At 66.6% G+C, this 24,005-nt stretch carries 19 protein-coding genes; 14 read left to right on the top strand and 5 right to left on the bottom strand.

All coding sequences use genetic code 11. From position 1 onward, the window contains the following. Positions 1–2 precede the first annotated feature (2 nt). On the bottom strand, positions 3–1,124 hold the full coding sequence (locus CJ010_RS11875; protein WP_141018222.1) for an ABC transporter permease: 1,122 nt from the start codon (positions 1,122–1,124) through the stop codon (positions 3–5). 6 nt (positions 1,125–1,130) lie between these two features. Beyond that, on the bottom strand, positions 1,131–2,630 hold the full coding sequence (gene ppx / locus CJ010_RS11870) for an exopolyphosphatase (protein WP_141018221.1): 1,500 nt from the start codon (positions 2,628–2,630) through the stop codon (positions 1,131–1,133). 170 nt (positions 2,631–2,800) lie between these two features. Here ppx and ppk1 point away from each other — a divergent pair, with 170 nt between their 5' ends. Next, complete coding sequence (gene ppk1 / locus CJ010_RS11865) at positions 2,801–4,882, top strand: polyphosphate kinase 1 (protein WP_141018220.1); 2,082 nt, start codon at positions 2,801–2,803, stop codon at positions 4,880–4,882. A 40-nt stretch (positions 4,883–4,922) separates the two neighbouring features. On the opposite strand, the gene CJ010_RS11860 is transcribed toward ppk1, so the two are convergent. After that, entirely contained in the window at positions 4,923–7,124 is a 2,202-nt protein-coding gene (locus tag CJ010_RS11860; protein ID WP_141018219.1) for a bifunctional (p)ppGpp synthetase/guanosine-3',5'-bis(diphosphate) 3'-pyrophosphohydrolase, read from the bottom strand. A gap of 100 nt (positions 7,125–7,224) precedes the next feature. Between CJ010_RS11860 and CJ010_RS11855 the strand changes: the two genes are divergently transcribed. The 5 genes from CJ010_RS11855 (at position 7,225) to CJ010_RS11835 (ending at position 13,171) form a co-directional block, all read left to right on the top strand. After that, the gene (locus CJ010_RS11855; protein WP_141018218.1) at positions 7,225–10,305 is read left to right on the top strand and encodes a transglycosylase domain-containing protein; all 3,081 of its coding nucleotides are present in this window, start codon (positions 7,225–7,227) and stop codon (positions 10,303–10,305) included. 96 nt (positions 10,306–10,401) lie between these two features. Next, positions 10,402–11,295 carry a DMT family transporter gene (locus CJ010_RS11850; RefSeq protein ID WP_141018217.1) on the top strand — a complete coding sequence of 298 codons (894 nt, stop codon included), beginning with the start codon at positions 10,402–10,404 and terminating at the stop codon, positions 11,293–11,295. Between the two features lie 14 nt (positions 11,296–11,309). Further along, on the top strand, positions 11,310–12,089 hold the full coding sequence (locus CJ010_RS11845) for a zinc-dependent peptidase (RefSeq protein WP_141018216.1): 780 nt from the start codon (positions 11,310–11,312) through the stop codon (positions 12,087–12,089). A 4-nt stretch (positions 12,090–12,093) separates the two neighbouring features. Next, positions 12,094–12,555, top strand: coding sequence for a flavodoxin family protein (locus CJ010_RS11840; RefSeq protein ID WP_141018215.1), 462 nt, complete (start codon positions 12,094–12,096; stop codon positions 12,553–12,555). A 178-nt stretch (positions 12,556–12,733) separates the two neighbouring features. Beyond that, positions 12,734–13,171, top strand: a complete 438-nt coding sequence (locus CJ010_RS11835) for a host attachment protein (RefSeq protein WP_141018214.1) — start codon at positions 12,734–12,736, stop codon at positions 13,169–13,171. Positions 13,172–13,288: 117 nt separating this feature from the next. On the opposite strand, the gene ispF is transcribed toward CJ010_RS11835, so the two are convergent. Together ispF and ispD are read right to left on the bottom strand one after the other, a co-directional pair. After that, positions 13,289–13,777, bottom strand: a complete 489-nt coding sequence (gene ispF, locus CJ010_RS11830; RefSeq protein ID WP_141018213.1) for a 2-C-methyl-D-erythritol 2,4-cyclodiphosphate synthase — start codon at positions 13,775–13,777, stop codon at positions 13,289–13,291. Next, positions 13,774–14,484: a 2-C-methyl-D-erythritol 4-phosphate cytidylyltransferase gene (gene ispD / locus CJ010_RS11825; protein WP_205754948.1), complete on the bottom strand. Its 711-nt coding sequence runs from the start codon at positions 14,482–14,484 to the stop codon at positions 13,774–13,776. The genes ispF and ispD overlap by 4 nt, the downstream gene beginning before the upstream one ends. Before the next feature lie 106 nt (positions 14,485–14,590). Between ispD and CJ010_RS11820 the strand changes: the two genes are divergently transcribed. The 8 genes from CJ010_RS11820 (at position 14,591) to mfd (ending at position 23,993) form a co-directional block, all read left to right on the top strand. Next, on the top strand, positions 14,591–15,865 hold the full coding sequence (locus CJ010_RS11820; protein WP_141018212.1) for an MgtC/SapB family protein: 1,275 nt from the start codon (positions 14,591–14,593) through the stop codon (positions 15,863–15,865). A gap of 55 nt (positions 15,866–15,920) precedes the next feature. Next, on the top strand, positions 15,921–16,745 hold the full coding sequence (gene amrB, locus CJ010_RS11815) for an AmmeMemoRadiSam system protein B (protein ID WP_141018211.1): 825 nt from the start codon (positions 15,921–15,923) through the stop codon (positions 16,743–16,745). Continuing rightward, positions 16,726–17,292: an AmmeMemoRadiSam system protein A gene (gene amrA / locus CJ010_RS11810; protein ID WP_141018210.1), complete on the top strand. Its 567-nt coding sequence runs from the start codon at positions 16,726–16,728 to the stop codon at positions 17,290–17,292. Before amrB ends, amrA begins: the two co-directional genes overlap by 20 nt. 58 nt (positions 17,293–17,350) lie before the next feature. Beyond that, positions 17,351–18,058, top strand: a complete 708-nt coding sequence (locus tag CJ010_RS11805; protein ID WP_141018209.1) for a Crp/Fnr family transcriptional regulator — start codon at positions 17,351–17,353, stop codon at positions 18,056–18,058. 62 nt (positions 18,059–18,120) lie between these two features. Then, the gene (cowN, locus tag CJ010_RS11800; RefSeq protein ID WP_141018208.1) at positions 18,121–18,450 is read left to right on the top strand and encodes a N(2)-fixation sustaining protein CowN; all 330 of its coding nucleotides are present in this window, start codon (positions 18,121–18,123) and stop codon (positions 18,448–18,450) included. Positions 18,451–18,537: 87 nt separating this feature from the next. Then, positions 18,538–19,611, top strand: coding sequence for an AmmeMemoRadiSam system radical SAM enzyme (gene amrS, locus CJ010_RS11795; RefSeq protein WP_141018207.1), 1,074 nt, complete (start codon positions 18,538–18,540; stop codon positions 19,609–19,611). Positions 19,612–19,690: 79 nt separating this feature from the next. Further along, positions 19,691–20,401: an alpha/beta hydrolase gene (locus CJ010_RS11790; RefSeq protein WP_141018206.1), complete on the top strand. Its 711-nt coding sequence runs from the start codon at positions 19,691–19,693 to the stop codon at positions 20,399–20,401. A gap of 124 nt (positions 20,402–20,525) precedes the next feature. After that, a complete protein-coding gene (gene mfd, locus CJ010_RS11785; RefSeq protein WP_141018205.1) occupies positions 20,526–23,993 on the top strand; it encodes a transcription-repair coupling factor in 3,468 nt (1,155 codons plus the stop codon). Positions 23,994–24,005 lie beyond the last annotated feature (12 nt).

Raw genomic sequence — 24,005 nt, 5'->3', positions numbered from 1 at the left:
GCTCACCCCGGCACGCCTATCGTACGGGTCGCGATGGCGAACACGGCATCGACCAGAATCACGATCGTGATCGCCGACACCACCGATGCAGTGGTGTTGGCCGACAGGCTTTCGGTGTTGGGTCGCACCCTCAGCCCGAAATGGCAGGCCACCAGCGAAATCAGCAAGCCGAAGGCCGCGCCTTTGGCCAGCCCGATGAAGACGTTGGCGATCGGCACCACCCGCGGCAAGGTCTCGATGAAGAAACCGAAGCTCATGCCCAACTCCACCCAGGCCGAAACCATGCCGCCAAACAGGGCCACTGCCGAAGTCCACAACACCAGGAGCGGCATCGCCAACGTCAACGCCACCACCTTGGGCAACACCAGCCGAAGTGAGCGCGACACGCCCATTGCCGCCAGGGCGTCGATCTCTTCGGTGACTCTCATCACCCCGAGCTGCGCGGTCATCGCCGAGCCCGATCGCCCAGCCACCAGTACCGACACCAGCACCGGCCCGAGTTCACGAATGATGCCCAGGCCAAGAATGTTGACGATGAACACATCGGCACCGAAGGCCCGCAGCTGCAAGGACGACAGGTAGGACAGGACCACGCCGATCAGGAAACCCACCAGCGCCGTCACCGGCATGGCGCGCACCGCCACCTTGTGGAGGTTGGCGGAAATTTCCAGCAGCGGCCAGTCACGCGGGTGACGCAACAGGTGGAGCAGATCGAGGCAGATCTGACCGAGCAGGTCGGTGAAATCGCGGGCATGGATGAAGAAACCCAGCACCGCGCGCCCGAACAGCACGATGACGTCCGCAGGGGTCGATCGAGTCCGTTTCGGCGGCAGATGCACGGCGGCATCCGCCACCCGCGCGATCACTTCGCGCTTGCCGTCGTCGATCTCGACCCGCGCCGGCCAGCTGCAGTGCCAGACCTGCCACAGCAGCGTAGCCCCGAAGCTGTCCAGCCGGTCGACGGCGCTCAGGGACCACGCCGCAGTCGCCGGCACCGCGGCAAGTTCGGCGCGTATCGCCTCGATGCGGCCGGATAATGCGCGCAGGGTCCAGTCGCCCCGCAACTCGGACACGCCGGCGGAAGCGTCGAAACAGACCAGCGGCGTCGCCGCGTCTTCGCTCATCGGCGATCAGGCGGGCTGGGTGCGTCCACTCGGCGAGCGTACGAAGAGGCCACGCCCAACCGACAGCCATTGCCGCTGTTCCTCATCCAGCGCGGCCGCCGTCAGCGGCAGCTTCTGCAGCCAGCCCGGCGCGGTATTCACCGAAAAGCCTCGCCCTTCGCGCGCCAGCACGATAGGCGGCACGCCCCGCCTGTCGCGCGCCCGATGCAGCACCGCGGCCAGACGCAAGCAGGCGATCAACAACCAGTCCGAGCTGCCGGGATCGATGGCTGCCACCCGTTCCAGCTTGCCACGGTGCGCCAGCACGATGCGCGACAGGCGTCCTTGGTCCATCCGCGAAAACCCGGGCATGTCGGCGTTGGCGAGGATGTAGGCCGAATGCTTGTGATAGCTGGAATGGGCTACCGAGATGCCCACCTCGTGCAGCATCGCGGCCCAGCGCAGGAAGCGTCGGTCGGGATGATCCACCGCGCCTGCCGCCGGTTCGAGCTGCGCGAGAAAAGTGCATGCAGTATCGGCGACCTGCTCCGCCTGACGCTGATCGACGCCGTAGCGTTGGACGAAGCCGGCCACGGTGGCATCGCGGAGATCGTGATGGTGGTAACGGCCAAGCAGGTCGTACAGTACGCCCAGACGCAGCGCCCCTTCGGAAAACACCATGCGCTCCAGGCCGAACTCCTTGAACACCGCACTCATGATTGCCAGCCCGCCGAGCAGCACCGGAATGCGGTCGCCCTTCATGCCCGGCAGGTCGACGGCGTTGATGTTGCCCGCGCGCAGCAACATCGTCTTCAGCTTTTCCAGGCCGTTGCGGGTGATGCCGCCGTCGGACAAGCCGTTCTGCTCGAGGATCTCGGCCAGCGCCTTGGCCGAGCCGCTGGAACCCACCGCCTCCTGCCAGCCGGCTTCGCGGTAGGCATGGGCGATGGCCTGCAGTTCACGGCGTGCGGCAAGCTCGGCATCCTTCATGCCACGCTTGTCGACCCGGCCATCGGGGAAGAAGTTGAGACTGTAGCCCACGCACCCCATGTAGAGTGATTCGAGCAGGATGGGCTCGAAGCTCTTGCCGATGATGAACTCGGTCGAACCACCGCCGATGTCGACCACCAGTTGCTGCCGGTGCGGATCGGGCAGCGTGTGCGCAACACCCACATAGATCAGCCGCGCCTCCTCGCGCCCGGCGATGACCTCGATCGGGAAGCCCAGCGCCGCCTCGGCGCGGATCAGGAAGTCCGGCGCGTTCTTGGCGACTCGCAGGGTATTGGTCGCCACCGCACGCACCGCGTCCGGCGAGAAACCATTCAGACGCTCGTTGAAACGCTGCAATGCGGTCACGCCGCGCTGCTGGGCCGCCAGATCCAGCCACTTTTCCGGCGACAGCCCGGCGGCAAGACGGACCGCTTCCTTGAGGCCGTCGAGCGGGTAGATCTGGTCATTGACGATGCGCCCTACCTGCAGGCGGAAACTGTTGGAGCCCAGGTCGATCGCAGCAATCAGTTCTTTCATAGTGGGGGCCGGGATCTGCCCGACGGCGCGTCGAGGAAGGATGAGCAAGGGCTGGGATTCTAGCACCCCGTCCGCCCCCTGCCCCAGCGCCGCCGACGGCGGCCACCTGTCATGTAAACGAAACGGAAATGTCACATAATCGAACCCGGTCACTCCGCGCCGGACAGGACATGTACAAACCCAACAACACCAATCGCTACCCCACCGACCACTTCATCAACCGCGAACTGTCCTTGCTCGAGTTCCAGCGCAGGGTGCTCGCCCAGGCCGCCGACGAGACCGTCCCCTTGCTCGAACGGCTGCGTTTTCTCTGTATCGTTTCCAGCAACCTCGACGAGTTCTTCGAGATCCGTGTCTCGGGCATCAAGGAACAGATCCGTCTTGGCAGCCGGCAGTCCGGCAACGACGGTCTTTCCCCGGCCGACCTGCTTGCCCAGGTCAGCACGGAAGTCCACAAACTGATCGCCCAGCAATACGCGCTGCTCAATGACGAGATCCTGCCTGCACTTCAGGGCGAAGGCATCTTCTTCCTGCGGCGCAGCGCCTGGAACGACGCCCAGCGTGCCTGGATCGCAGACTACTTCCACGACGAAGTCATGCCGGTGCTTACCCCTATCGGTCTCGACCCGGCGCACCCGTTTCCCCGCGTGCTCAACAAGAGCCTCAACTTCGCGGTCGAGCTGGAAGGCCGTGACGCCTTCGGTCGCGACTCAGGTGCCGCCATCGTGCAGGCACCACGGGCGTTGCCGCGGGTGATCCGCCTGCCGAAGGAAGTATGCGATGTCGACTATGGTTTCGTCTTCCTGTCCTCCATCCTGCATGCGCATGTCGGCGAACTTTTCAGCGGCATGAAGGTGCTCGGCTGCTATCAGTTCCGCGTCACCCGAAACTCCGACCTCTTCGTGGATGAAGAAGAAGTAAAGGATCTGCGCGCAACCCTGAAGGGCGAACTGCAACAGCGCCATTTCGGCGACGCAGTCAGACTGGAGGTAGCCGACAACTGCTCCGAGGACATGGCCGATTTCCTGCTGCAGCACTTCCGCCTGGAACGCGCCGATCTGTACCGGACGCCCGGCATCGTCAACCTGGTCCGGCTGATGCAGGTACCGGACTGGGTCGAGCGCCCGGATCTCAAATACGCCCCCTTCCAGCCCGGACTTCCCAAGGCGCTGGACAAGCGCCGTGAGATCTTCGCCGCGATCCGCAGCCAGGACGTGCTGCTGCACCATCCCTTCCAGAGCTTCGGTCCGGTGATCGACCTGCTGCGCGCCGCTGCCGACGACGCCCAGGTGGTCGCCATCAAGATGACCGTGTACCGCACCGGTACCGACTCGGTACTGATGGAGCATCTGGTGCGCGCAGCACAGAAGGGCAAGGAGGTGACGGTGGTGCTCGAGTTGATGGCCCGCTTCGACGAGGAGGCCAACATCTCGTGGGCCAACCGTCTGGAAGAAGTGGGCGTGCACGTGGTGTACGGCGTGTTCGGCTACAAGACCCACGCCAAGCTGCTGATGCTGGTGCGGCGCGAGGACGACGGCCTGCGCCGCTACGTGCACCTGGGCACCGGCAACTACCACCCGCGCACCACCCGCTTCTATACCGACTTCGGCCTGCTCACCTGCAACGAAGCGATCGGCGAGGATGTTGCCGAAGTCTTCAAGCAGCTCACCGGCCTCGGCACAGCCTCCACCCTGCGCCACCTGTGGCAGGCACCGTTCAGCCTGCAACCCAAGGTCGTGGAGGCGATCAAGCGCGAAGCGGAAATTGCGGCCGCCGGCCGCAAAGGCCGCATCATCGCCAAGATGAACGCGCTGCTGGAACCGGAAACCATAGAAGCGCTGTACACCGCCTCGCAGGCGGGCGTGGAGGTGGATCTCATCATCCGTGGCCCCTGCGCGCTGCGTCCCGGCGTACCGGGACTGTCCGAAAACATCAGGGTTCGTTCGGTGATCGGCCGCTTCCTCGAGCACCACCGTATCTTCCACTTCCACGCGGACGGCGAGGACGTGATCTATCTGTCGAGCGCAGACTGGATGGACCGCAACTTCTTCCGCCGTATCGAGATCGCCTTCCCCGTGCTCGATCCCAGGCTCAAGCGCCGCGTGATGAAGGAAGGCCTGCGACCCTACCTTGGCGACAACTGCCAAGCCTGGGACATGGTCTCCGACGGCAGCTACCGCCGCAAGACGCCACGCGGCACGCGGCGTGCAGCCCAGCTCATCCTGCTATCCGAACTCGGCGCCCCTAGCTGAAGGACAAGGCGCCTCCGCCGGGCAGTCGCCGCGCGGCGCGCTACTTGCGCTGCGCGTCGATCACGCCTTGGACTTCACGAATCAGCGTGATCGCCCGCTGCAACTGGGTGACACCGCCCACTTCCATCGTGAAGCGCATGAAGGCCGTGCCCTTCTTGGTGAGGGTGTTGACGGCGATGACGTTGAGCCGCTCGCGCGACAACACCTCCGAAATGTCGCGCAGCAGCCCCTGGCGGTCGGCGGCCTGTACCGCAATGTCTACCGGGAACACCGCCTGCTTGTTGTTGTAGGCCTGATCGCCCCACTCCGCCGAAATCACCCGCTCCGGATGGCGCTGGGCCAGCAGCTGAAAATCCTGGCAATCGACGCGGTGGATGGAGATACCGCGACCGCGGGTGACGAAGCCTTCGATCGCATCCGGCGGTGCGGGCTTGCAGCAGCGCGAAAGCGAGGTCAGCAACTTGCCGACGCCGACGATGAGGATCTTGTCGGAGTTGTCACCGGAACGGCTGCGGCCGACGACGATTTCCGGTTCGACCGGTGGCTCGACGGGTACACCGCTCTCGCGCAGCGCCATCTGCACCGCACGCGGCCCGATCTCGCCGCGGCCGGCAGCCAGGAACAGCGCATCTGCGGTCTTGAAACCCAGCTTGTCGGCCAGTCCGTCGATGTTGGCCTGGCCGTGCCCGTCGCGCTGCATTTCGCGGGTGACGAAGCTGCGGCCGCGGGTCAGCAGTTCCTCTTCTTCGAGCTGACTGAAATACTGCTTGATCTTGGTCCGCGCACGCGTCGTCGCAACATAGCCCTGGCGCGTATCCAGCCAGTCCCGCGACGGACCGCCTTCCTTGGCGACGGTGATATCCACCGTCTGCCCGCTTTCCAGCTGCGTATTGAGCGGTACCAGGTGACCGTCTATCTTGGCGCCGCGGCAGCGGTGGCCTAGGTCGGTATGCACGCGGTAGGCGAAATCCACCGGCGTCGCCCCACGCGGCAGGTCGACCACCCGTCCCTGCGGCGTCAGCACATAGAGCGTGTCGTCCAGCGATGCGCGCTTGAACTGCTCCAACCACTGTGCGGAATCGGCCACCTCGTCGCGCCACGACAACAGGTTGCGCAGCAGCGCGATCTTGTCGTCGTAGTCGCCGCCGTGACCGCTGCCTTCCTTGTAGCGCCAGTGAGCGGCGACCCCAAGTTCGGCGTGGCGATGCATGTCGAAGGTACGGATCTGCACTTCGAGCGCACGGCCGTCACCCGCCAGCACCGCGGTATGCAGCGACTGGTAATTGTTGCCCTTGGGCTTGGTGATGTAGTCGTCGAATTCCTTGTTTATCGGGTGCCAGATCTGGTGCACCAACCCGAGCACCGTGTAGCAATCCTTGACCTCATCGACCAGCACCCGCAGCGCGCGGATGTCGTAGACCTGGGAAAAGTCCAGGCGCTTGGCGCGCATCTTATTGTAGATGCTGTAGATATGCTTGGGTCGCCCCTGTATCTCGGCCTTGATACCGACCGCGGCGATCTCGCTCTTCAACCTGTCGATTGCGTTGTGGATGAACTCCTCGCGTTCGACCCGACGTTCGTCCAGCATCTTGGCGATGCGCTTGTAGGTGTCGGGCTCGAGGAAGCGGAAGGAGAGATCCTCCAGCTCCCACTTGAGCTGCCACACGCCGAGCCGATTGGCCAGCGGCGCATAGATGTCCAGGCTTTCGCGCGCGACGTCGAGCCGCCCTTCGCCCTTGGTATCGGTGTAATAGCGCAGCGTCTGCGTCCGGGAAGCGAGCCGGATCAATACCACCCGGATGTCCTCGACCATGGCGAGCAGCATCTTGCGCAGCACTTCGGTCTGGGCTCGGATCTCGGGCGCAGACGCCGTCGCGGTGTTGCGTGTGATCACCCGCAGCCCGTTCAGCTTGCGCAAGCCATCGACCAGCCGCGCCACAGCGCCGCCGAAGCGCGCTTCGATCACCTCGCGGGCGTCGTCGAGGTACTCGTGCGCCGCGAACAGCAGGGCTGCGATCCGGGTGTCCGCGTCGAGGCGCAGCGATGCGGCGATCAGCGCCGTGCCTACCGCGTGCGTCCAGACCGGTTCACCGGTGCCCAGTACGTGGCCTTCATAGACCTCGGCGGCCAGATCCAGCGCCTTTTCGATGAGGATGCGTTCGTTGGCGCAAAGCCCGTCGGCCAGCAGATCGACTGGCGGGACGGCCGTGCCCTGGGAGATGGCATGAGTGACGGAAACCATGGGCCGGATTATCCCATATCGTCCGCGTCGAGGTGCTAACATCACTTGCCGTTGCAAAGCATGCGTGACGCATGCCGTCCCCTACCCATCGCCACCCGCAATGCAAGAACCAACTGCCGTCCCCACGCCCGAACCCCGTCCGCGGCGCCGCTTCCGTGTCCTGCGCCTGGCCATCTTCGGTATCGTCGTAGTACTCCTGGTAGCGGGTGGCCTGTTCGTCGCCGACGAGCTCCGCACCTCACGCCTGCAGGCCCGCCATCTCAGCCGTCTGGCGGCCGAGGCCACCTTCCGCGTCGAGCCCGGCCGCGGGGAACTGCTGCCTGCACCCAGCGGCCCCTACGATACCCGTTTCGGGTACAACCAGATGCCCGCCTTCGTGGACCGCCTGGTCGAACGCGGCTACACCGTCGTCAGCCAGGCCCGCCCTTCACCGCGCATGATTGAGCTGGCCGATCTCGGTCTCTTCCCGATCTACCACGAGAAAAACCAGGGAGGCCTGCGCCTGAACGACTGCACAGGCAATCCCCTCGCAACCGGACGTTACCCCGAGCGTACCTACGACAGCTTTGCCGAGATCCCACCGCTGCTGGTGCAGTCGCTACTGTTCATCGAAAACCGCGAGTTGCTCGACCCCAGTCAGCCTCGCCGCAACCCGGCGGTGGACTGGAACCGCTTTGCCAAGGCCGCCTTCGACCAGCTTGCCAGCCTGGTCTACGACGATCACGACACGCCCGGCGGCTCCACCCTCGCCACCCAGATCGAAAAGTACCGGCACTCGCCCGAGGGCCGCACGGCGTCGCGTACCGACAAGCTTCGCCAGATGGCCAGCGCCTCTGTGCGCGCCTACCTCGATGGCGAGGAAAACCTCGCCGCGCGGCAGAGGATCGTGCTCGATTACCTCAACACCGTGCCACTCTCGGCCAAGCCCGGTTTCGGCGAAGTCAACGGCATGGGCGATGGACTATGGGCGTGGTACGGCCGCGATTTCGGCGAGGTGAACAAGCTGCTGGGCAAGACCACCGACGGAGATGACGACGGCGAACAGCTGTTGCGCCGCGCCCTCGCGTTCAAGCAGGCGCTCTCGCTGACGATCGCACAGCGCCGACCGACTTTCTACCTCGCCGGCGGCGCGCAGGGCCTGACCAACCTGACCGACAGCCACCTGCGCCTGCTCGCCGACGCCGGCATCATCCAGCCGGCGCTGCGCGACGCCGCGCTGGCGATGCCGCTGAAGCTACGCCAGGAGCCTGCGGTGTCGCCGCCCAGTTCCTTCGTCACCCGCAAGGCGGTCAACGCGCTGCGCACCCATCTGGCCGGCCAGCTCGGCGTGCCGCGCTTCTACGACCTCGACCGCCTGGATCTCACCGCCAACGGCACCCTGCATGGCGATGTGCAGCGCGCAGTGAGCACCGTGCTGCGCGAGATCGACGACCCGGCGCGGGCGCGCGAGGCCGGCCTTTTCGGTCATCGCATGTTCGCCGAAGGCCAGGACCCGTCGCGCGTGATGTTCAGCTTCACGCTCTACGAACGTGGCGAACAGGCCAACTACCTGCGTATCCAGACCGACAATTACGACCAGCCCTTCGACATCAACGAGGGCGCCAAGCTCGACCTCGGCTCCACCGCCAAGCTACGCACCCTGGTCAGCTACCTGGAGATCGTCTCCGCCCTGCATCAACGCCACGGCGAACTGGATGCAGCCGGCCTGCGCGAACTCGGCCGCAATGCCCGCGACAACCTGTCCCGCTGGGCGGCGGAATACCTGAGCACAGCAACCGACCGCTCTCTGCGCGCCATGCTCGAAGCGGCGATGGACCGGCGCTACTCGGCCAGCCCCCACGAGCAGTTCCTGACCGGCGGCGGCGTGCACACCTTCGAGAACTTCAGCAAGGACGACGACAACAAGGTGATGAACGTCCGCGAGGCCTTCCGCAACTCGGTCAACCTCGTCTTCATCCGCATGATGCGCGATATCGTGCGTTACCACGTCGCCCAAAACCCGGCTGCCTCCGGCCTGTTCGACGACCCGGCCGATCCGCGCCGACGCGAATACCTCGAACGCTTTGCCGATCGCGAAGGGCGCACCTTCCTCATCGGCTTCTACCGCAAGCATCAGGGCAAGCAAGGCGACGAGGTCATCGCGCAATTGCTCGAGGGGATGCGCATTACACCCAAACGCCTTGCGGTGGTCCTGCGCTCGGCCATGCCCAATGCCGGCCTGGCGGAATTCGCCGCCGCGATGCGCCAGCATCTGGGCGACCGGGATAATCTCTCCGACGGCGCACTGGAAGATCTCTACCAACGCTTCGGCATCGACCGCTACTCCCTGCCCGACCGCGGCTACCTCGCCGGCGTGCATCCGCTCGAACTCTGGCTGGTCGGTTTCCTGCGGGAGCACCCCGGAGCCACCCTCACCCAGGTGCTGGAGGCCAGCCGCGACCAGCGCATCGACGTCTATGCCTGGCTGTTCCGCACCCGCCACAAGAATGCCCAGGATGTGCGCATCCGCAACCTGCTCGAGGTCGAGGCCTTCATCGAGATCGCTCAGGCCTGGCGGCGCCTCGGCTACCCTTTCGAAACGCTGACGCCATCCTACGCCACCTCCATCGGCAGTTCGGCCGACCGACCGGCGGCATTGGCAGAACTCGTCGGCATCCTGGTGAACGAAGGCCGGCGCAAGCCCATCGTACGCATCGAATCGCTGCATTTCGCTACGGGCACGCCCTACGAAACCCATGTGGAACGCGCTGCCGACGCAGCCACCGAGCAGGTACTGCCGCCGGACGTCGCAGCTGTCGCCCGCGCTGCCATGGTGGACGTCGCCGAAAACGGTACCGCCCGCCGCCTCAAGGGCGCGTTCGTCGGAGCCGACGGCACGCCGTTGGCAGTCGGCGGCAAGACCGGCACCGGCGATCACCGCTACGAGGTCTTCGGTCGCGGCGGCGGGTTGGTGTCCTCACGCGTGGTCACCCGCTCCGCCACGCTGGTCTTCCTGATCGGCGACCGCTTCTTCGGCACGCTCACCGCCTACGTGGCCGAACCGTATGCGGAGTCCTACCAGTTCACCAGTTCGCTCGCAGTGCAGTTGGCGCGCACGCTCGCCCCGACCCTGCAACCGCTGCTCTCGGGCGGAACCGGCCCTGCTGCGGGCGGCTGCCCGCTCGCAGCGGCGGCGCCCTGATCCTTCCACCGCCGCGGCGCCATCAGGGCATTGCCCGATTCGGCCCCGGCGGCGGCCATGCCATCATCGCGCCTCGACCAACGGACACCCACTGAGATGAAGCGCCTCACCGCAAACCCCTACCTGCTGCTCACCCTCACCTCGCTGTTCTGGGCGGGCAACATGGTCATGGGGCGCGGCATCCGCGCCGACGTACCGCCCATCGCACTCGCCTTCTGGCGCTGGACCATTGCCCTGGTGCTGGTGCTGCCGTTCGCCCTGCCGCATCTGCGCAGCCAGTGGCCGGCGCTGCGCAAGGCGTGGCTGTCGGTGATCGTGCTCGGCATCATCGGGGTCGGTTGCTACAACACCTTCGCCTACCTCGCCCTGCAGCACACCACGGCGACCAACGCGACCCTGCTCAATTCCTTCATCCCGGTGGCGACCATCGCGCTCGCCTTCGTGCTGCTCGGCAAACGCCTCACCCGGCTGGAGGCCGCCGGTGTGGTGGTTTCGCTCGCCGGCGTACTCATCATCGTCAGCCGCGGCGAACTCGACACCTTGCTGGGCTTCTCGCTCAACACCGGCGACCTCTGGATGCTAGGCGCCGTCCTGACGTGGGGCCTGTATACCGTCGGCCTGCAGTGGCGGCCGCAGGGAGTCGATCCGATGTTGATGCTCGCCGCCTTCACGGTGGTCGGCCTGATGATGCTGGTCCCCGCCTACGCCTGGGAGCTGGCTGGCGGGCGAACCATCCATCCCTCGTTCACGGCGATCGGCGGGATTCTCTATACCGGCATCTTCCCCGGCTTCCTCGGCTACGTCTTCTACAACGCCGGCATTGCCGCGGTCGGCCCCAGCCGCGGTTCGCTCTTCATCCACCTGATGCCGGTGTTCGGCACCCTGCTGGCGGCGCTCTTCCTCGGCGAGCGGCCCTACTGGTACCACTTCGTCGGCATTGCTCTGGTGTTCGCCGGCATCATGCTCACCACCCGCAAACCGGCTCACTAAGCAGCCCGACCGTCATGCTTCAAGGCCTGCGCAACTGGCTCGCCGCACGCTTCGGCGGCTCGTCCCGCCCGGAAATCGACGAATCGGTGTGGCAGGGAGTCGAAGCCCGCCTGCCCTTCCTCGACTACCTGAACGCCGACGAACGCCTGCGACTGCGTGATCTCGCCCGCGACTTCCTCGCCCGGAAGCAGTTCCACGGCGCACACGGCCTGCAGCTGACCGACGAGATGCTGCTCGCGATCGCACTGCAAGCCTGCCTGCCGGTCATCAACATCGGGTTGTCAGCCTATCGCGGCTGGGTCGGCATCGTGGTGTATCCCGGCGACTTCGTGATTCCCCGCCAGGAGGTCGACGAAGCCGGCGTCGTGCACGAATACGACGACGAGGTGCTGGGCGAGGCCTGGCCCGGCGGGCCGGTATTGTTGTCCTGGTTCGACGAGGGGCCGGTCGATGGCGTCAACGTGGTGATCCACGAATTCGCCCACAAGCTGGACATGGAAAACGGCGGTGTCGACGGTCTGCCCGCGCTGCCTGCAAACATGTCGCGCAGCGCCTGGGCCGCCGCCTTCGGCGAGGCCTACGAGCGCTTCTGCCGGCAGGTCGATGCCGGTGAGGAAAGCGTGCTCGATCCCTACGGCGCCGAGCATCCGGCAGAGTTCTTCGCAGTCGCGGCGGAAGCCTTCTTCGAGGCACCGTGCGAACTCCTTGCCGAGTTTCCGGCAGTCTACGCGCAACTGAGCAACTATTTCCGCCTCGATCCCGCCGCCGGGGCGCGCCGGCTGTCGCAGGGCTGAGAGCATGGCCACCGCACGCCTGCTCATCATCTATCACACCCAGTCGGGCAACACCGGTCAGCTGGCCGATGCCGTGCTGGCGGGCGCTCGCCGCGTGACCGAAACCTCGACCCGGATGCTGCGCGCCTTCGACGCCGGCACCGCCGATCTGCTCAATTGCGACGGCCTGCTGCTTGGCACGCCGGAGAACTTCGGCTACATGTCGGGAGCGCTCAAGGACTTCTTCGATCGCACTTACTACCCTTGCGAGGGCAAGCTGCCCGGCCTGCCCTACGCGGTGTTCGTCAGCGCCGGTAACGACGGCAGCGGTGCGGTGCGCGAAATCGGCCGTATCGCCAACGGTTACGGCTGGAAGCAGGTGACCGAGCCGCTGATCGCGCGCCAGGCGATCACGCCGCTCCATCTCGCGGCTGCCGCGGAACTCGGCGAAGCCTTCGCCTCCGGCCTGGCAATGAATATCTTCTGACTCGCCCCCAGGCTGAGATCACCGCCGGCTGCGCCCTGCACGACGGCGGTCCGCAACACGCAAGACGGTTTCACATAGCGGTAACATTACCCATTGGCAGTTCCTAAGCCCCTGTCTAAGCTGAGAGAACTGCCGCCACCGGGGCGGCAGGATGCTTCTCTGCGACGGAGGATGTGTTATGTCTATTACCTGGATTCTGGTGGCGAACGCGAGCCTTGCGAAACTGTATGCGAACCTCGGCCCGAACAAGGGGCTGAAGCTGGTCAAGGAGCTGATCCACCCGGAAAGCAGGCAGAAGAACGCCGAACTCGTCACCGATAGACCGGGCGCCATGGCAGGTGGCGTCGGCGCGGGTTCGATGCAGCCGCAGACCTTGCCCAAACAGCATCAGGCCAAGGTATTCGCCCAGGAGATTGCGCAGGAGCTATACCACGGACGTGCCACCAACGCGTTCAAGCGCGCGATCATCGTTGCCCCCCCGGCCTTCATGGGCATGCTGAACACCGTCATCGACGGGCCGACCTCCCAGCTCGTCACCGACCGTTTCGAAAAGGATTACACCAAGACGCCGGAGCCTGAACTGGCTGCCCGGCTGGCCGGCACGATCTACCTGTGATGGATCGCGATCGTTTCTTCTGACGTCTCTCTCCAAGAGACGAAAGGACCGTCCCGGGCGGTCCTGAAGAGCCGCGGGGCGCTAGGGCGCCCCGCTCCCGTCTACGCTGCCCGCTTCTCAGCCCGCCTGCGCGAGCAGCGCCACCACCTGTGCCGCGATGCCCTCGCCACGGCCGGTGAAACCGAGCTTCTCGGTGGTCTTGCCCTTGATGTTGATCGCCGCGGCGTCCATCTGCAGATCGGCCGCGATGTTGGCGACCATGGCCGGCGCATGCGGCAGGATCTTCGGCGCCCGGCAGATCACCGTCGCATCGACGTTCACCACTTCCCAGCCCGCCGCGCGCACGCGGGCGAACGCCTCGCGCAGCAGCACGCGGCTGTCGGCGCCGGCGTGGGCCGGATCGGTATCGGGGAACAGGCGACCGATGTCGCCCAGGCCCGCGGCGCCGAGCAGCGCATCAGTCAGGGCATGCAGCAGCACGTCAGCGTCGGAGTGGCCGAGCAGGCCGGACGCGAACGGGATGGTGACGCCGCCGACGATCAGCGGACGCCCCGGCACCAGCGCGTGCACGTCGAAACCCTGGCCGATGCGGAAAGGACACTTCATCGGTTCAAACCCTCGCGATTGTTCAGGATCCACTCGGCCAGGTGCAGGTCGAGCGGAAAGGTCACCTTGAGATTGGTGGCATCGCCCTCGATGAGGCGCGGACGCAGGCCGGCCGCCTCGATCGCGCTGGCCTCGTCGGTCACGTTATGCGCGCTTTCCAGCGCGCGCCGCAGCATGACATAGCGGAACATCTGCGGCGTCTGCGCCTGCCACAGGCTCTCGCGCGGCACGGTGGCAAGGACGTGGCGATGGCTGTCGGCGCGCTTGAGCGTATCGGCCACCGGCACCGCGAGCAGGCCGCCGACCTCGTCGCCGGCAAGTTCGCGCACCAGCTTGTCGATGTGCCACGGCGCCAGGCAGGGCCGCGCCGCATCGTGCACCAGCACCCAGTCGGACTGGATCGCCTGGTCGGCAATGGCGCGCAGTCCGGCCAGCACCGAATCGGCGCGCGTCGGCCCACCACAATAGAGCGGCACCAGCTTCGGACCGAGTGTGCTCCAGTCGTAGCTGCGCCATTCGGCGTCGCCGATCGACAACACGACGAACACCTTGTCGATGGTCGGTGCGGCACACAGCACCGACAGGGCGTGATGGATGAGCGGGCGGCCGAGCAGCGGCAGGTATTGCTTGGGCTTGCTCGCGCCCATGCGCGTACCGGTACCGGCCGCGGGAACGATGGCGAAATGGCGGGGGGCGAAATTCTGCATGGCGCGGATTCTAACCGCCCCCGCGCGCTCGAGCGGCACGGCGCGCACCATTCCCGGACGCATGTGGATCGAATACAGTAGGGCATCACCCCGCAAGGACGTCCGGATGCCTCACTCCGTCCCCTTCGACCCGGCCCAGATCGAAGCCTTCCTGATCGCCATCGGCATCGGCCTCCTGATGGGCCTCGAACGCGAACGCGTGCCCTCGGCGCGGGCCGGCGTGCGCACCTTCGGTCTGGTTGGCATGCTGGGTGCGCTCACCGGGCTGCTCGGGCAAAGCCTGCAAAGCATCGTGCCATTTGCGATCGGCATGGCGATGATAGGTGTCATGATCATCACCGCCTACGTGCGCCATCCCGACCCGAGCGACCCGGGCACCACCTCGGTCGCCGCCTTGCTGGTGTGCTTCTGCCTCGGCGCCGCGGTGTGGCATGGTTACGCCAGGCTTGCCGTGATGCTCGCGGTGAGCACCACGGCAATGCTCTACTTCAAAACCGAGTTGCGCGGCATCGCCACTCGTCTCCAGCCGCGCGACTGGATTTCCATCCTTCAGTTCTGCGTGCTGTCGCTGGTGATACTGCCCATCCTGCCGAACGAGAACTACGGCCCCTACGGCGCGCTCAACCCCTACCAGCTGTGGTGGATGGTGGTGTTGATCTCCGGAGTCAGCCTCGCCGGCTACGCGGCATTGCAGCTGATCGGCTCGCGCTACGGCGCTGCCCTCGTCGGCCTCTTCGGCGGCCTTGCCTCCAGCACCGCCACAACCATCGTCTATGCGCGCAATGCGCGCGAAGGCGGGCCGCTGGTACCGATGGCAGCGCTGGTGATCCTGATTGCCAATCTGGTGATGGTCGTCCGGGTCACCGCCATTGCGGCCGTGGTCGCGCCGGGCGTGCTGCCCACCCTCGCCGTGATCGTCCTGCCCGCGCTCGCGCTCGGCAGCGCGGGCCTGCTGTGGAACTGGCGGCAACTGGGCGAAAGTGGTAACGCCGTCCTCCCCGCCACCGGCAACCCGACCGAGCTGCGCGCAGCCCTCGGCTTCGGCCTGGCCTACGCCGTGGTGCTGCTCAGCGCCGCCTGGCTGTCGGACTACGCCGGCCCCGGCGGTCTGTACGTGCTGGCAACGGTATCGGGCCTGACCGACGTGGATGCGATCACCCTGTCCAGCCTGCGGCTGTTCTCGCTCGACAAACTCGCTCTGCATCCAACGGTGATCGCCATCGGCCTGGCAATGTTCGCAAACCTCGGTTTCAAGGCTGCCATGGCCATCGCGATCGGCGGTCGCCCGCTCGGCGCCAGGCTCCTGATTGGCATGGGCGCCGTGGGTGTCGGCCTGCTGGCCGGCATCGCCTGGAGCGCCTTCGCACCCACCGGCCTATAATTCCTGCGATGGCGAAGTCCGCTGCCATCGATCCGACCTCACCCCCGGAAACATCATGGCCATCGCATCTGTCAGGCCGGCCGCCGTCGCCGGCCAGTTCTACCCCGCCGACGACAGGGTGCTGCGCACCCAGGTCGGCGAAATGCTCGCCTCAGCGATGCCGCTCGAAGTCGTGAGCGCGCCCAAAGCCATTGTCGTGCCCCACGCCGGCTACATTTACTCCGGTCCCATCGCCGCCGCTGCGTACGCGGCCATCGCCCCACTGCGCAAGGCCATCAGGCGGGTGGTGATATTCGGCCCCGCCCACCGCATGGCGGTCGACGGCTTCGCGCTGCCCGCTGCGCAGGTTTTCGCCACCCCGCTGGGCGAGGTTCCGCTCAGCCGTGCCGACTGGCTGGCGCTGCAGGCACGGCCCGGCGTCGTGCTCGATGATCGTCCGCACGCCTTCGAACACTGCCTCGAGGTACAACTGCCCTTCCTGCAGACGGTGCTCGAATCCTTCGAGCTGGTGCCGCTGCTGGTCGGCCGCGCCGGCACCGAGGAGGTCGCCGCGCTGATCGAAAACCTCTGGGGCGGCCCGGAAACCCTGATCGTGATCAGCTCCGACCTGTCGCACTATCACCCCTACCACCAGGCGCAGGCCTGCGACCGCGCCACCATCGACCAGGTGCTGATGCTGCATGCCGGCATCGACCACGAACAGGCCTGCGGCGCGACCCCGCTCAACGGACTGATCCGTGTGGCCGCGCGCCACCACCTTAAACCCCATCTGCTCGACCTGCGCAATTCCGGCGACACCGCCGGCGACCGTTCGCGCGTGGTCGGTTACGCCAGCCTTGCCTTCTGTGATCAGGTGCCCGATGTCAGCCAGCAGCACTGATCTCGGGCAACTGCTGCTGGCGCGCGCGCGCCAGGCGATCGCGCATCATCTCGGCTACGGAGCGGCCCCCGACACCGGCGATGACGCCCGGCTCGCGTCCCGTGGCGCCACCTTCGTCACGCTCAAGAAGCGCGGCGAACTGCGCGGCTGCATCGGCAGCCTGAGGGCGCAACGGCCTCTGGGCGAGGACGTGGTGACCAACGCCATTGCCGCCGCCAGCCGCGACCCTCGTTTTCCTCCTGTACGCACGGAAGAACTGGACGAGATCGAAGTCGAGGTCTCGCTGCTGTCCGAGCCCGAGTTTCTCGAATTCCGCGACGAGCCCGAACTGCTGGCCCAACTCAAGCCGGGCGAGGACGGCCTCATCCTCTTCGCCGGCTGCCGCAGCGCGACCTTCCTGCCACAGGTATGGGAACAGCTGCCCGAGCCGCGCGACTTTCTCGCGGCGCTCAAACACAAGGCCGGCATGGACCCGCAACGTCCGGTGGATGGACTGATGGCCGCGCGCTACCACGTGCGGAAATGGCACGAGGGCGACGCAGCATGAGTGCCTGGCCGCAGCCGCTGCGGACCATCTGCACCCGTTCTGCCCTGGAGACGCAGCAGTGACGCCACCCACGAAGCCCGATACCGGGCACCCGGAGCGACCTGCCATCGACGTCGCCGACCATCCCATTGGCGCCGCGCTGTCGGCCGATACGCCCTTTCACGCACCGACCGTGCGCCAGTACAAGCGCGGCAGTTTCATCGCCTCGCCGGGCAGCGGCGGCAATACCGTGTTCGTGCTGCAGCAGGGGCGCTTGCGCGTGTATCTGTCGGATGAGGATAAAGAGCTGACGCTCGCCTTCCTCGAGCCCGGCGAAGTGTATTGCACCCACACGCGGGCCTGGGTCGAAGCAGTTACCGACTGCACCCTGCTGATGGCGGACACCGGATATTTCCAGGGGCGCCTGCTGTCCGACCCGGCGCTGATGCCGGCGACCATCCGGGTCTTCGCCCGGCTGCTCGCGCGCTCCATCGACATCATCGAAAACCTTGCCTTCCGCGACGTTGCGGCGCGCCTCGCCAACTTCCTGCTCGGCCTCGCCCGCGGTGTCGACGCCACGCTCCCGGCCGGCCTGCGCGTGCCGCTGCAGCTGCGCACCGAGGACATCGCCCGCCTGCTCGGCACCTCGCGCCAGACGGTGTCCTCGCTCATCGGCCAACTGGTGCGCGATGGCGTGATCGCACGCGAAGGCCGCCGGACACTGGTGCTGCTGGCGCCTGAAGAACTCGCCCGACGTGCGAAAGGCAGCGATTTGTCGGCTGGCTGACAGACGCGCGGCTGCGCCATCGGGACAATCCGAAGCCACTTTCACCCGCTTCGGAATCCGCCATGAACGCACCGCACAACGCCGCCCAGCTCGTCAATCCCTTTGCCCAGGCGCTCGACAAGCCCGACCGCTACGTTTCCTTCTGCGGCATCGACTGCGACGGCAACGCCCGCATCCTGATGCAACATGTGCGCCGCCACATCGACGACCCGGCCAAGGGCAACCCCTTCTGGGACAAGTTTCGCGACAAGCTCGAAGGCCGCAGCAGCGAGCGCTGCGACGCGCTCTTCCTGGTCCACAGCTACATCAACATGATCCGCGAGCTGTTCGAAACCTACGAGGACGAGGAAGCCCTGCGCCTGCTCGACCAGATCGAGGAAGAATGCTGCTGAGCACCGGGATGCTCCTGCCGCTCCGGCCAGCGCGATGCTAGTCTGAAAGTGGGTGGCGCCCGGGGCGCCGCACACCGGAGCACCGCCATGAACCATCCCGGACGTTACTGGCACAAACTCGACGACGGCCGCATCCAGTGCGACCTCTGCCCACGCTACTGCAAGCTGCACGCGGATCAGCGCGGCGCCTGCTTCGTGCGCATGCGCGAAGGCGATGCGATGGTGCTCACCACCTATGGCCGCAGTTCCGGCTTCTGCATCGACCCTATCGAGAAGAAGCCGCTCAACCACTTCCTGCCCGGCACCAGCGTTTTCTCCTTCGGCACGGCCGGCTGCAACCTCGCCTGCAAGTTCTGCCAGAACTGGGACATCTCCAAGTCACGCGACATGGACAGGCTGATGGATTCCGCCATGCCCGAGGAAATCGCCGACACCGCGCAGGAGTGGGGTTGCAGCAGCGTGGCCTACACCTACAACGATCCGGTGATCTTCGCCGAGTACGCCATCGACACCGCCATCGCCTGCCACGCGCGCGGGCTGAAGAACGTCGCGGTCACGGCCGGCTACATCACCGAACTCGCGCGTGGCGATTTCTACCAGCACATGGACGCCGCCAATGTCGACCTCAAGGGCTTCACCGACGACTTCTACGTCCAGCTGTGCGGCGCCCATCTGCAGCCGGTGCTGGATACACTGACCTGGCTGCATCATGAAACCGACGTGTGGGTGGAGATCACCACCCTGCTCATCCCCGGCCGCAATGACGACGACAAGGAAATCGGCGCGCTGGCGCGCTGGGTACGCGACGAACTCGGCACCGAGGTGCCGCTGCACTTCACCGCCTTCCACCCGGACTTCAAGCTCACCGACCTGCCGCCCACGCCGCCGGAAACCCTGAGCCGGGCGCGGCGCATCGCCCTCGACGCCGGCCTGCACCACGTCTACACCGGCAATGTCCACGATGCCGACGGCGGCACCACCTTCTGCGCCGGCTGCGGCGCGGCGCTGATCGTGCGCGACTGGTACCAGATCCTCCAGTACCGGGTCAGCGACAGCGGCTGTTGCCCCGATTGCGGCAGGCAGCTCGCCGGCCGTTATCGCCACTTCGACAAGGCCTTCGGACCACGCCGCATCCCGGTCGGCATCCACCGCAGCAGCTGAGCAATACTGCCTTGTCCGGTCGCGTACGCTATGCCATGCTCGGTGCAAATCACCGCCGCATTCCACCTGCGATAACGACGTGAAGCTACGCAACACCCTGATCGGCATCTCGACGGACAACGTCTGGCTGGACGGCCTGCTGTCGCATGCACCCGACGTACGCGCGCTGGCCGTCATCCTGCAGCCCGACGCAGCCGATCCGGCGCATGCGCGCGAGGCGGCGATCGCCCGCAGTCTGCAGTCGCACGGCTTCGCCACCCTGACGCTGAACCTGCTCACCCACTACGAGCAGACCCGCGACCCGGACGCGCGCTTCAACGTGCCGCAACTGGCCAACCGCGTCGTCGCCGCCGCCGAATGGATAGGCCACCAACCGCCGCTGACGCCGCTGGCGATCGGTCTGTTCGCTTCCGACACCACCTGTGCCGCCGCCATCCGCGCGGCGGTCAGGATCCCGGAGCGCATCGGCGCCATCGTCTGCCAGGCGGGCCGCCCGGATCTCGCCGGTGCCGCCCAGCTGCGCGCGCTGCACGTACCGACGCGCTTCATCGTCGGCCGCGACAACCCGCAAGCCGCCATGCTGCACCAGGCCTACGGCCTGATCGGTGGCACTCACGACTGGCAGGCCATAGACGGCAACGACCCGGCCCATGCCGGCGATCACGAAATCGAACAGACCGGCCGCCTGGCCGCGGAGTGGTTGCAGCAGCACCTGCCGCTGCCGCGCGCCGCCGAATCCGCCGCGTCACCCGGAGAGCAGCCGCCCCTCCCGCATCCCGGCCCGGCCTGATCCGGGCGCCACGGACGAGGCCGGCGCACGACCAAGCACGCCGGCCGCGCGGCAAGCGTCGACACCAGGACTGATTCGCCTGCCCGCTCGCCTATAATCCCGCACTTGCCCACGCTATTGGCCGATGCGCAAGCCGCGCCGCCCAGCCCGATGTCCCGTCCACTCGACTCTCTCTCTGCCTGCCCTCGCCGGCCTCGCCCTGCCGAAAGCCGGCGCACGTCTCGACCTGCCCGGCCTCGCCGGCTCGGCCGACGCCTTCGCCATCGCCCAGCTCGCCGGCCGCGGCCGCATGCTCGCGGTCGTCACCGCCAACCCGCTCGACGCCCAGCGCCTGCAGGACGAACTCGCCTGGATCGTACCCGGTCTGCGCACCCATCTGCTGCCGGACTGGGAAACCCTGCCCTACGACAGCTTCTCGCCCCACCAGGACCTGATCTCCGAGCGGCTATCCACCCTCTACGCGGTCAGCCGCGGCGAGGTCGACGTGATGCTGGTGCCGGCCTCCACCGCGCTCTACCGGCTGGCGCCGCCGACCTATCTCGCCGCCTACACCTTCTTCATGAAGCAGGGCGACAAGCTGGATGTGGATGCACTGCGCAGCCAGATGGCGGTGGCCGGCTACGCGCATGTGACGCAGGTGGTGAGCCCGGGCGAATTCTCGGTGCGCGGCGGCCTGGTCGACCTCTACCCGATGGGCTCGACCCTGCCCTTCCGCATCGACCTATTCGACGACGAGGTCGAGAGCATCAAGACCTTCGACCCGGACACCCAGCGCACCGTCTACCCCACCAAGGAAATCCGCCTGCTGCCCGCGCGCGAGTTCCCGCTCGACGACAAAGGCCGCACCCGCTTTCGCAGCCGCTTCCGCGAAACCTTCGAGGGCGATCCTACGCGCGCGGCGATCTACAAGGATGTCTCCAACGGCATCGCGCCGGCCGGCATCGAGTACTACCTGCCGCTGTTCTTCGACGAGACCGCCACGCTGTTCGACTATCTGCCGGTCGACGTGCCGGTGCTGCTGCACCGCGACGTACCGGGCGCGATCGGCGAGTTCTGGCGCGACACCCGCTCGCGCTACGACCTGCTGAAGGGCGACCGCAGCCGGCCGGTGGTGGCGCCGGAGCAGCTCTTCCTCGGCGAGGAAGCCTTCTTCCTCGCGCTCAAGGACAGGCCGCGTTTCGCCATCGGCGGCGACAGCCGGCTGGCGGACGCCGCCGTCGCGCTGCCCGAACTGGCGGTGGAACGCAAGGCCACCGACCCGCTGCACAAGCTGAAGGCCTTCCAGGCCGGTTTCGACGGCCGCATCCTGCTGCTCGCCGATTCGCCCGGCCGCCGCGAGACCATGGCGGAATACCTCGCCGAGTATGGTCTCAAGCCCGACGCGACTGCCGACCTCGCCGGCTTCCTCGAATCCGGCAGCCGTTTCGCGCTCGGCGTCGCCCCACTCGCTGCCGGCTTCCTGCTGCCGGAAGCGCAGCTCGCCATCGTCACCGAAACCGAGCTCTACGCCACCAGCGCCCGCGCCCGCGTGCGCCGCGAGGCAAAGAAGGCGGCGACGATGGAGGGCTGGCTGCGCGATCTCTCCGAGCTCAAGATCGGCGACCCGGTGGTGCATGTGTCGCACGGCATCGGCCGCTACCTCGGCCTTGTCCACATGAACCTCGGCGAGGGCGACACCGAGTTCCTGCACCTGGAATATAACGGCGGCGACAAGCTCTACGTGCCGGTGTCGCAACTGCATGTGATCACCCGCTACGCCGGCGCCGACCCGGAAGCGGTGGACCTGCACCGCCTCGGGTCCGGCCAGTGGGAAAAGGCCAAGAAGAAAGCGGCGATGCAGGTGCGCGACACCGCCGCCGAGCTGCTGGCGCTCTACGCCCAGCGCGCCGCCCGCCCCGGCCACCGCTTCGACTTCAAGCAGCACGACCTCGAAGCCTTCGCCGAGGCCTTCGGCTTCGAGACCACGCCCGACCAGCAGGCCGCGATCGACGCGGTGGTCGGCGACATGAAATCCGGCCGGCCGATGGACCGCCTGGTGTGCGGCGACGTCGGCTTCGGCAAGACCGAAGTCGCGCTGCGCGCCGCCTTCATCGCGGTGGCCGACGGCAAGCAGGTGGTGGTGCTGTGCCCGACCACGCTGCTGGCCGAACAGCACTACCAGACCTTCGCCGACCGCTTCGCCGACTGGCCGATCAAGATCGCCGAGCTATCGCGCTTCAAGTCCACCAAGGAACAGGCCGAGGCGCTCAAGCAGTTGGGCGAGGGCAAGGTCGACATCATCATCGGTACCCACCGCCTGCTGCAGAAGGACGTGCTGTTCAAGCGGCTCGGGCTGGTCATCATCGACGAGGAACACCGTTTCGGCGTGCGCCAGAAGGAGGCCTTGAAGCAGCTGCGCAGCGAGGTCGACATCCTGACGCTGACCGCCACGCCCATCCCGCGCACGCTGGGGCTGGCGATGGAGGGGCTGCGCGAGTTCTCGGTGATCGCCACCGCGCCGCAGAAGCGCCTCGCGATCAAGACCTTCGTGCAGCGCTGGAGCAAGGGCATCGTGCGCGAGGCGGTGCTGCGCGAATTCAAGCGCGGCGGCCAGGTGTATTTCCTGCACAACGAGGTCGACACCATCGAGAACGTGCGCAACGAGCTGGCCGAACTGCTGCCGGAAGCGCGCATCGTCGTCGGCCACGGCCAGCTGCCGGAGCGCGAGCTCGAACGCGTGATGCGCGACTTCACCCAGCAGCGCGCCAACCTGCTGCTGTGCACCACCATCATCGAAACCGGCATAAACATCCCCACCGCCAACACCATCGTCATCAACCGCGCCGACCGCTTCGGGCTGGCCCAGTTGCACCAGCTGCGCGGCCGCGTCGGCCGTTCGCACCACCAGGCCTACGCCTACCTGCTGACGGACGCCCACGCCAAGCCCACGGCGCAGGCGCAGAAGCGGCTGGAAGCGATCTCGATGATGGAAGAGCTGGGCTCCGGCTTCTACCTGGCGATGCACGACCTGGAGATCCGCGGCGCCGGCGAGGTACTGGGCGAGAACCAGTCGGGCGAGATCCAGCAGGTCGGCTTCTCGCTCTACACCGAGATGCTCAAGCGTGCGGTGAAGGATCTGCAGGCCGGCAAGGAGCCGGACCTGTCGCAGCCGCTGGAGGTGGTGTCCGAGATCAACCTGCACACCCCGGCGCTGCTGCCCACCGACTACTGCCCCGACGTGCAGGAACGTCTGACCCTCTACAAACGCCTGGCCAACTGCGAGGACGACGACGATCTGCGCGCGCTGCAGGAAGAGCTGATCGACCGCTTCGGCGAACTGCCGCCGCAGACCGTGGCCTTGGTCGAAACCCACCGCCTGCGCATGCTGGTCAAGCGCTGGGGAGTGCAGAAGCTCGACGCCTCCGAGGCGCAGATCAGCGTGCAGTTCGGCAAGGACGCGCCGATCGACCCGGTGAAGGTCATCTTCCTGATCCAGAAGGACAAGACCACCAAGATGGCCGGGCCGGACAAGCTCGTCCGCCGTGCGAATCTGCCCGACCTCAAGCAGCGGGTGAAGGCGGTGAAGGATCTGCTCGAGGCCGTCAAGGCCTGATCGATCCCGCCA

This window comes from Azoarcus sp. DD4 (assembly GCF_006496635.1).
In the GTDB taxonomy this organism is placed as follows: Bacteria; Pseudomonadota; Gammaproteobacteria; order Burkholderiales; family Rhodocyclaceae; genus Azoarcus.
The sequence above is the reverse complement of the archived record's forward strand: the minus strand, read 5'-3'. Positions and strand labels throughout refer to the sequence as shown.

Bases quoted from the DNA above. Each gene is read 5' to 3' on its own strand.
- CJ010_RS11875 (WP_141018222.1), bottom strand. From the start codon at position 1,124: ATGAGCGAAGACGCGGCGACGCCGCTGGTCTGTTTCGACGCTTCCGCC.
- ppx (WP_141018221.1), bottom strand. From the start codon at position 2,630: ATGAAAGAACTGATTGCTGCGATCGACCTGGGCTCCAACAGTTTCCGC.
- ppk1 (WP_141018220.1), top strand. From the start codon at position 2,801: ATGTACAAACCCAACAACACCAATCGCTACCCCACCGACCACTTCATC.
- CJ010_RS11860 (WP_141018219.1), bottom strand. From the start codon at position 7,124: ATGGTTTCCGTCACTCATGCCATCTCCCAGGGCACGGCCGTCCCGCCA.
- CJ010_RS11855 (WP_141018218.1), top strand. From the start codon at position 7,225: ATGCAAGAACCAACTGCCGTCCCCACGCCCGAACCCCGTCCGCGGCGC.
- CJ010_RS11850 (WP_141018217.1), top strand. From the start codon at position 10,402: ATGAAGCGCCTCACCGCAAACCCCTACCTGCTGCTCACCCTCACCTCG.
- CJ010_RS11845 (WP_141018216.1), top strand. From the start codon at position 11,310: ATGCTTCAAGGCCTGCGCAACTGGCTCGCCGCACGCTTCGGCGGCTCG.
- CJ010_RS11840 (WP_141018215.1), top strand. From the start codon at position 12,094: ATGGCCACCGCACGCCTGCTCATCATCTATCACACCCAGTCGGGCAAC.
- CJ010_RS11835 (WP_141018214.1), top strand. From the start codon at position 12,734: ATGTCTATTACCTGGATTCTGGTGGCGAACGCGAGCCTTGCGAAACTG.
- ispF (WP_141018213.1), bottom strand. From the start codon at position 13,777: ATGAAGTGTCCTTTCCGCATCGGCCAGGGTTTCGACGTGCACGCGCTG.
- ispD (WP_205754948.1), bottom strand. From the start codon at position 14,484: ATGCAGAATTTCGCCCCCCGCCATTTCGCCATCGTTCCCGCGGCCGGT.
- CJ010_RS11820 (WP_141018212.1), top strand. From the start codon at position 14,591: ATGCCTCACTCCGTCCCCTTCGACCCGGCCCAGATCGAAGCCTTCCTG.
- amrB (WP_141018211.1), top strand. From the start codon at position 15,921: ATGGCCATCGCATCTGTCAGGCCGGCCGCCGTCGCCGGCCAGTTCTAC.
- amrA (WP_141018210.1), top strand. From the start codon at position 16,726: ATGTCAGCCAGCAGCACTGATCTCGGGCAACTGCTGCTGGCGCGCGCG.
- cowN (WP_141018208.1), top strand. From the start codon at position 18,121: ATGAACGCACCGCACAACGCCGCCCAGCTCGTCAATCCCTTTGCCCAG.
- amrS (WP_141018207.1), top strand. From the start codon at position 18,538: ATGAACCATCCCGGACGTTACTGGCACAAACTCGACGACGGCCGCATC.
- mfd (WP_141018205.1), top strand. From the start codon at position 20,526: ATGCGCAAGCCGCGCCGCCCAGCCCGATGTCCCGTCCACTCGACTCTC.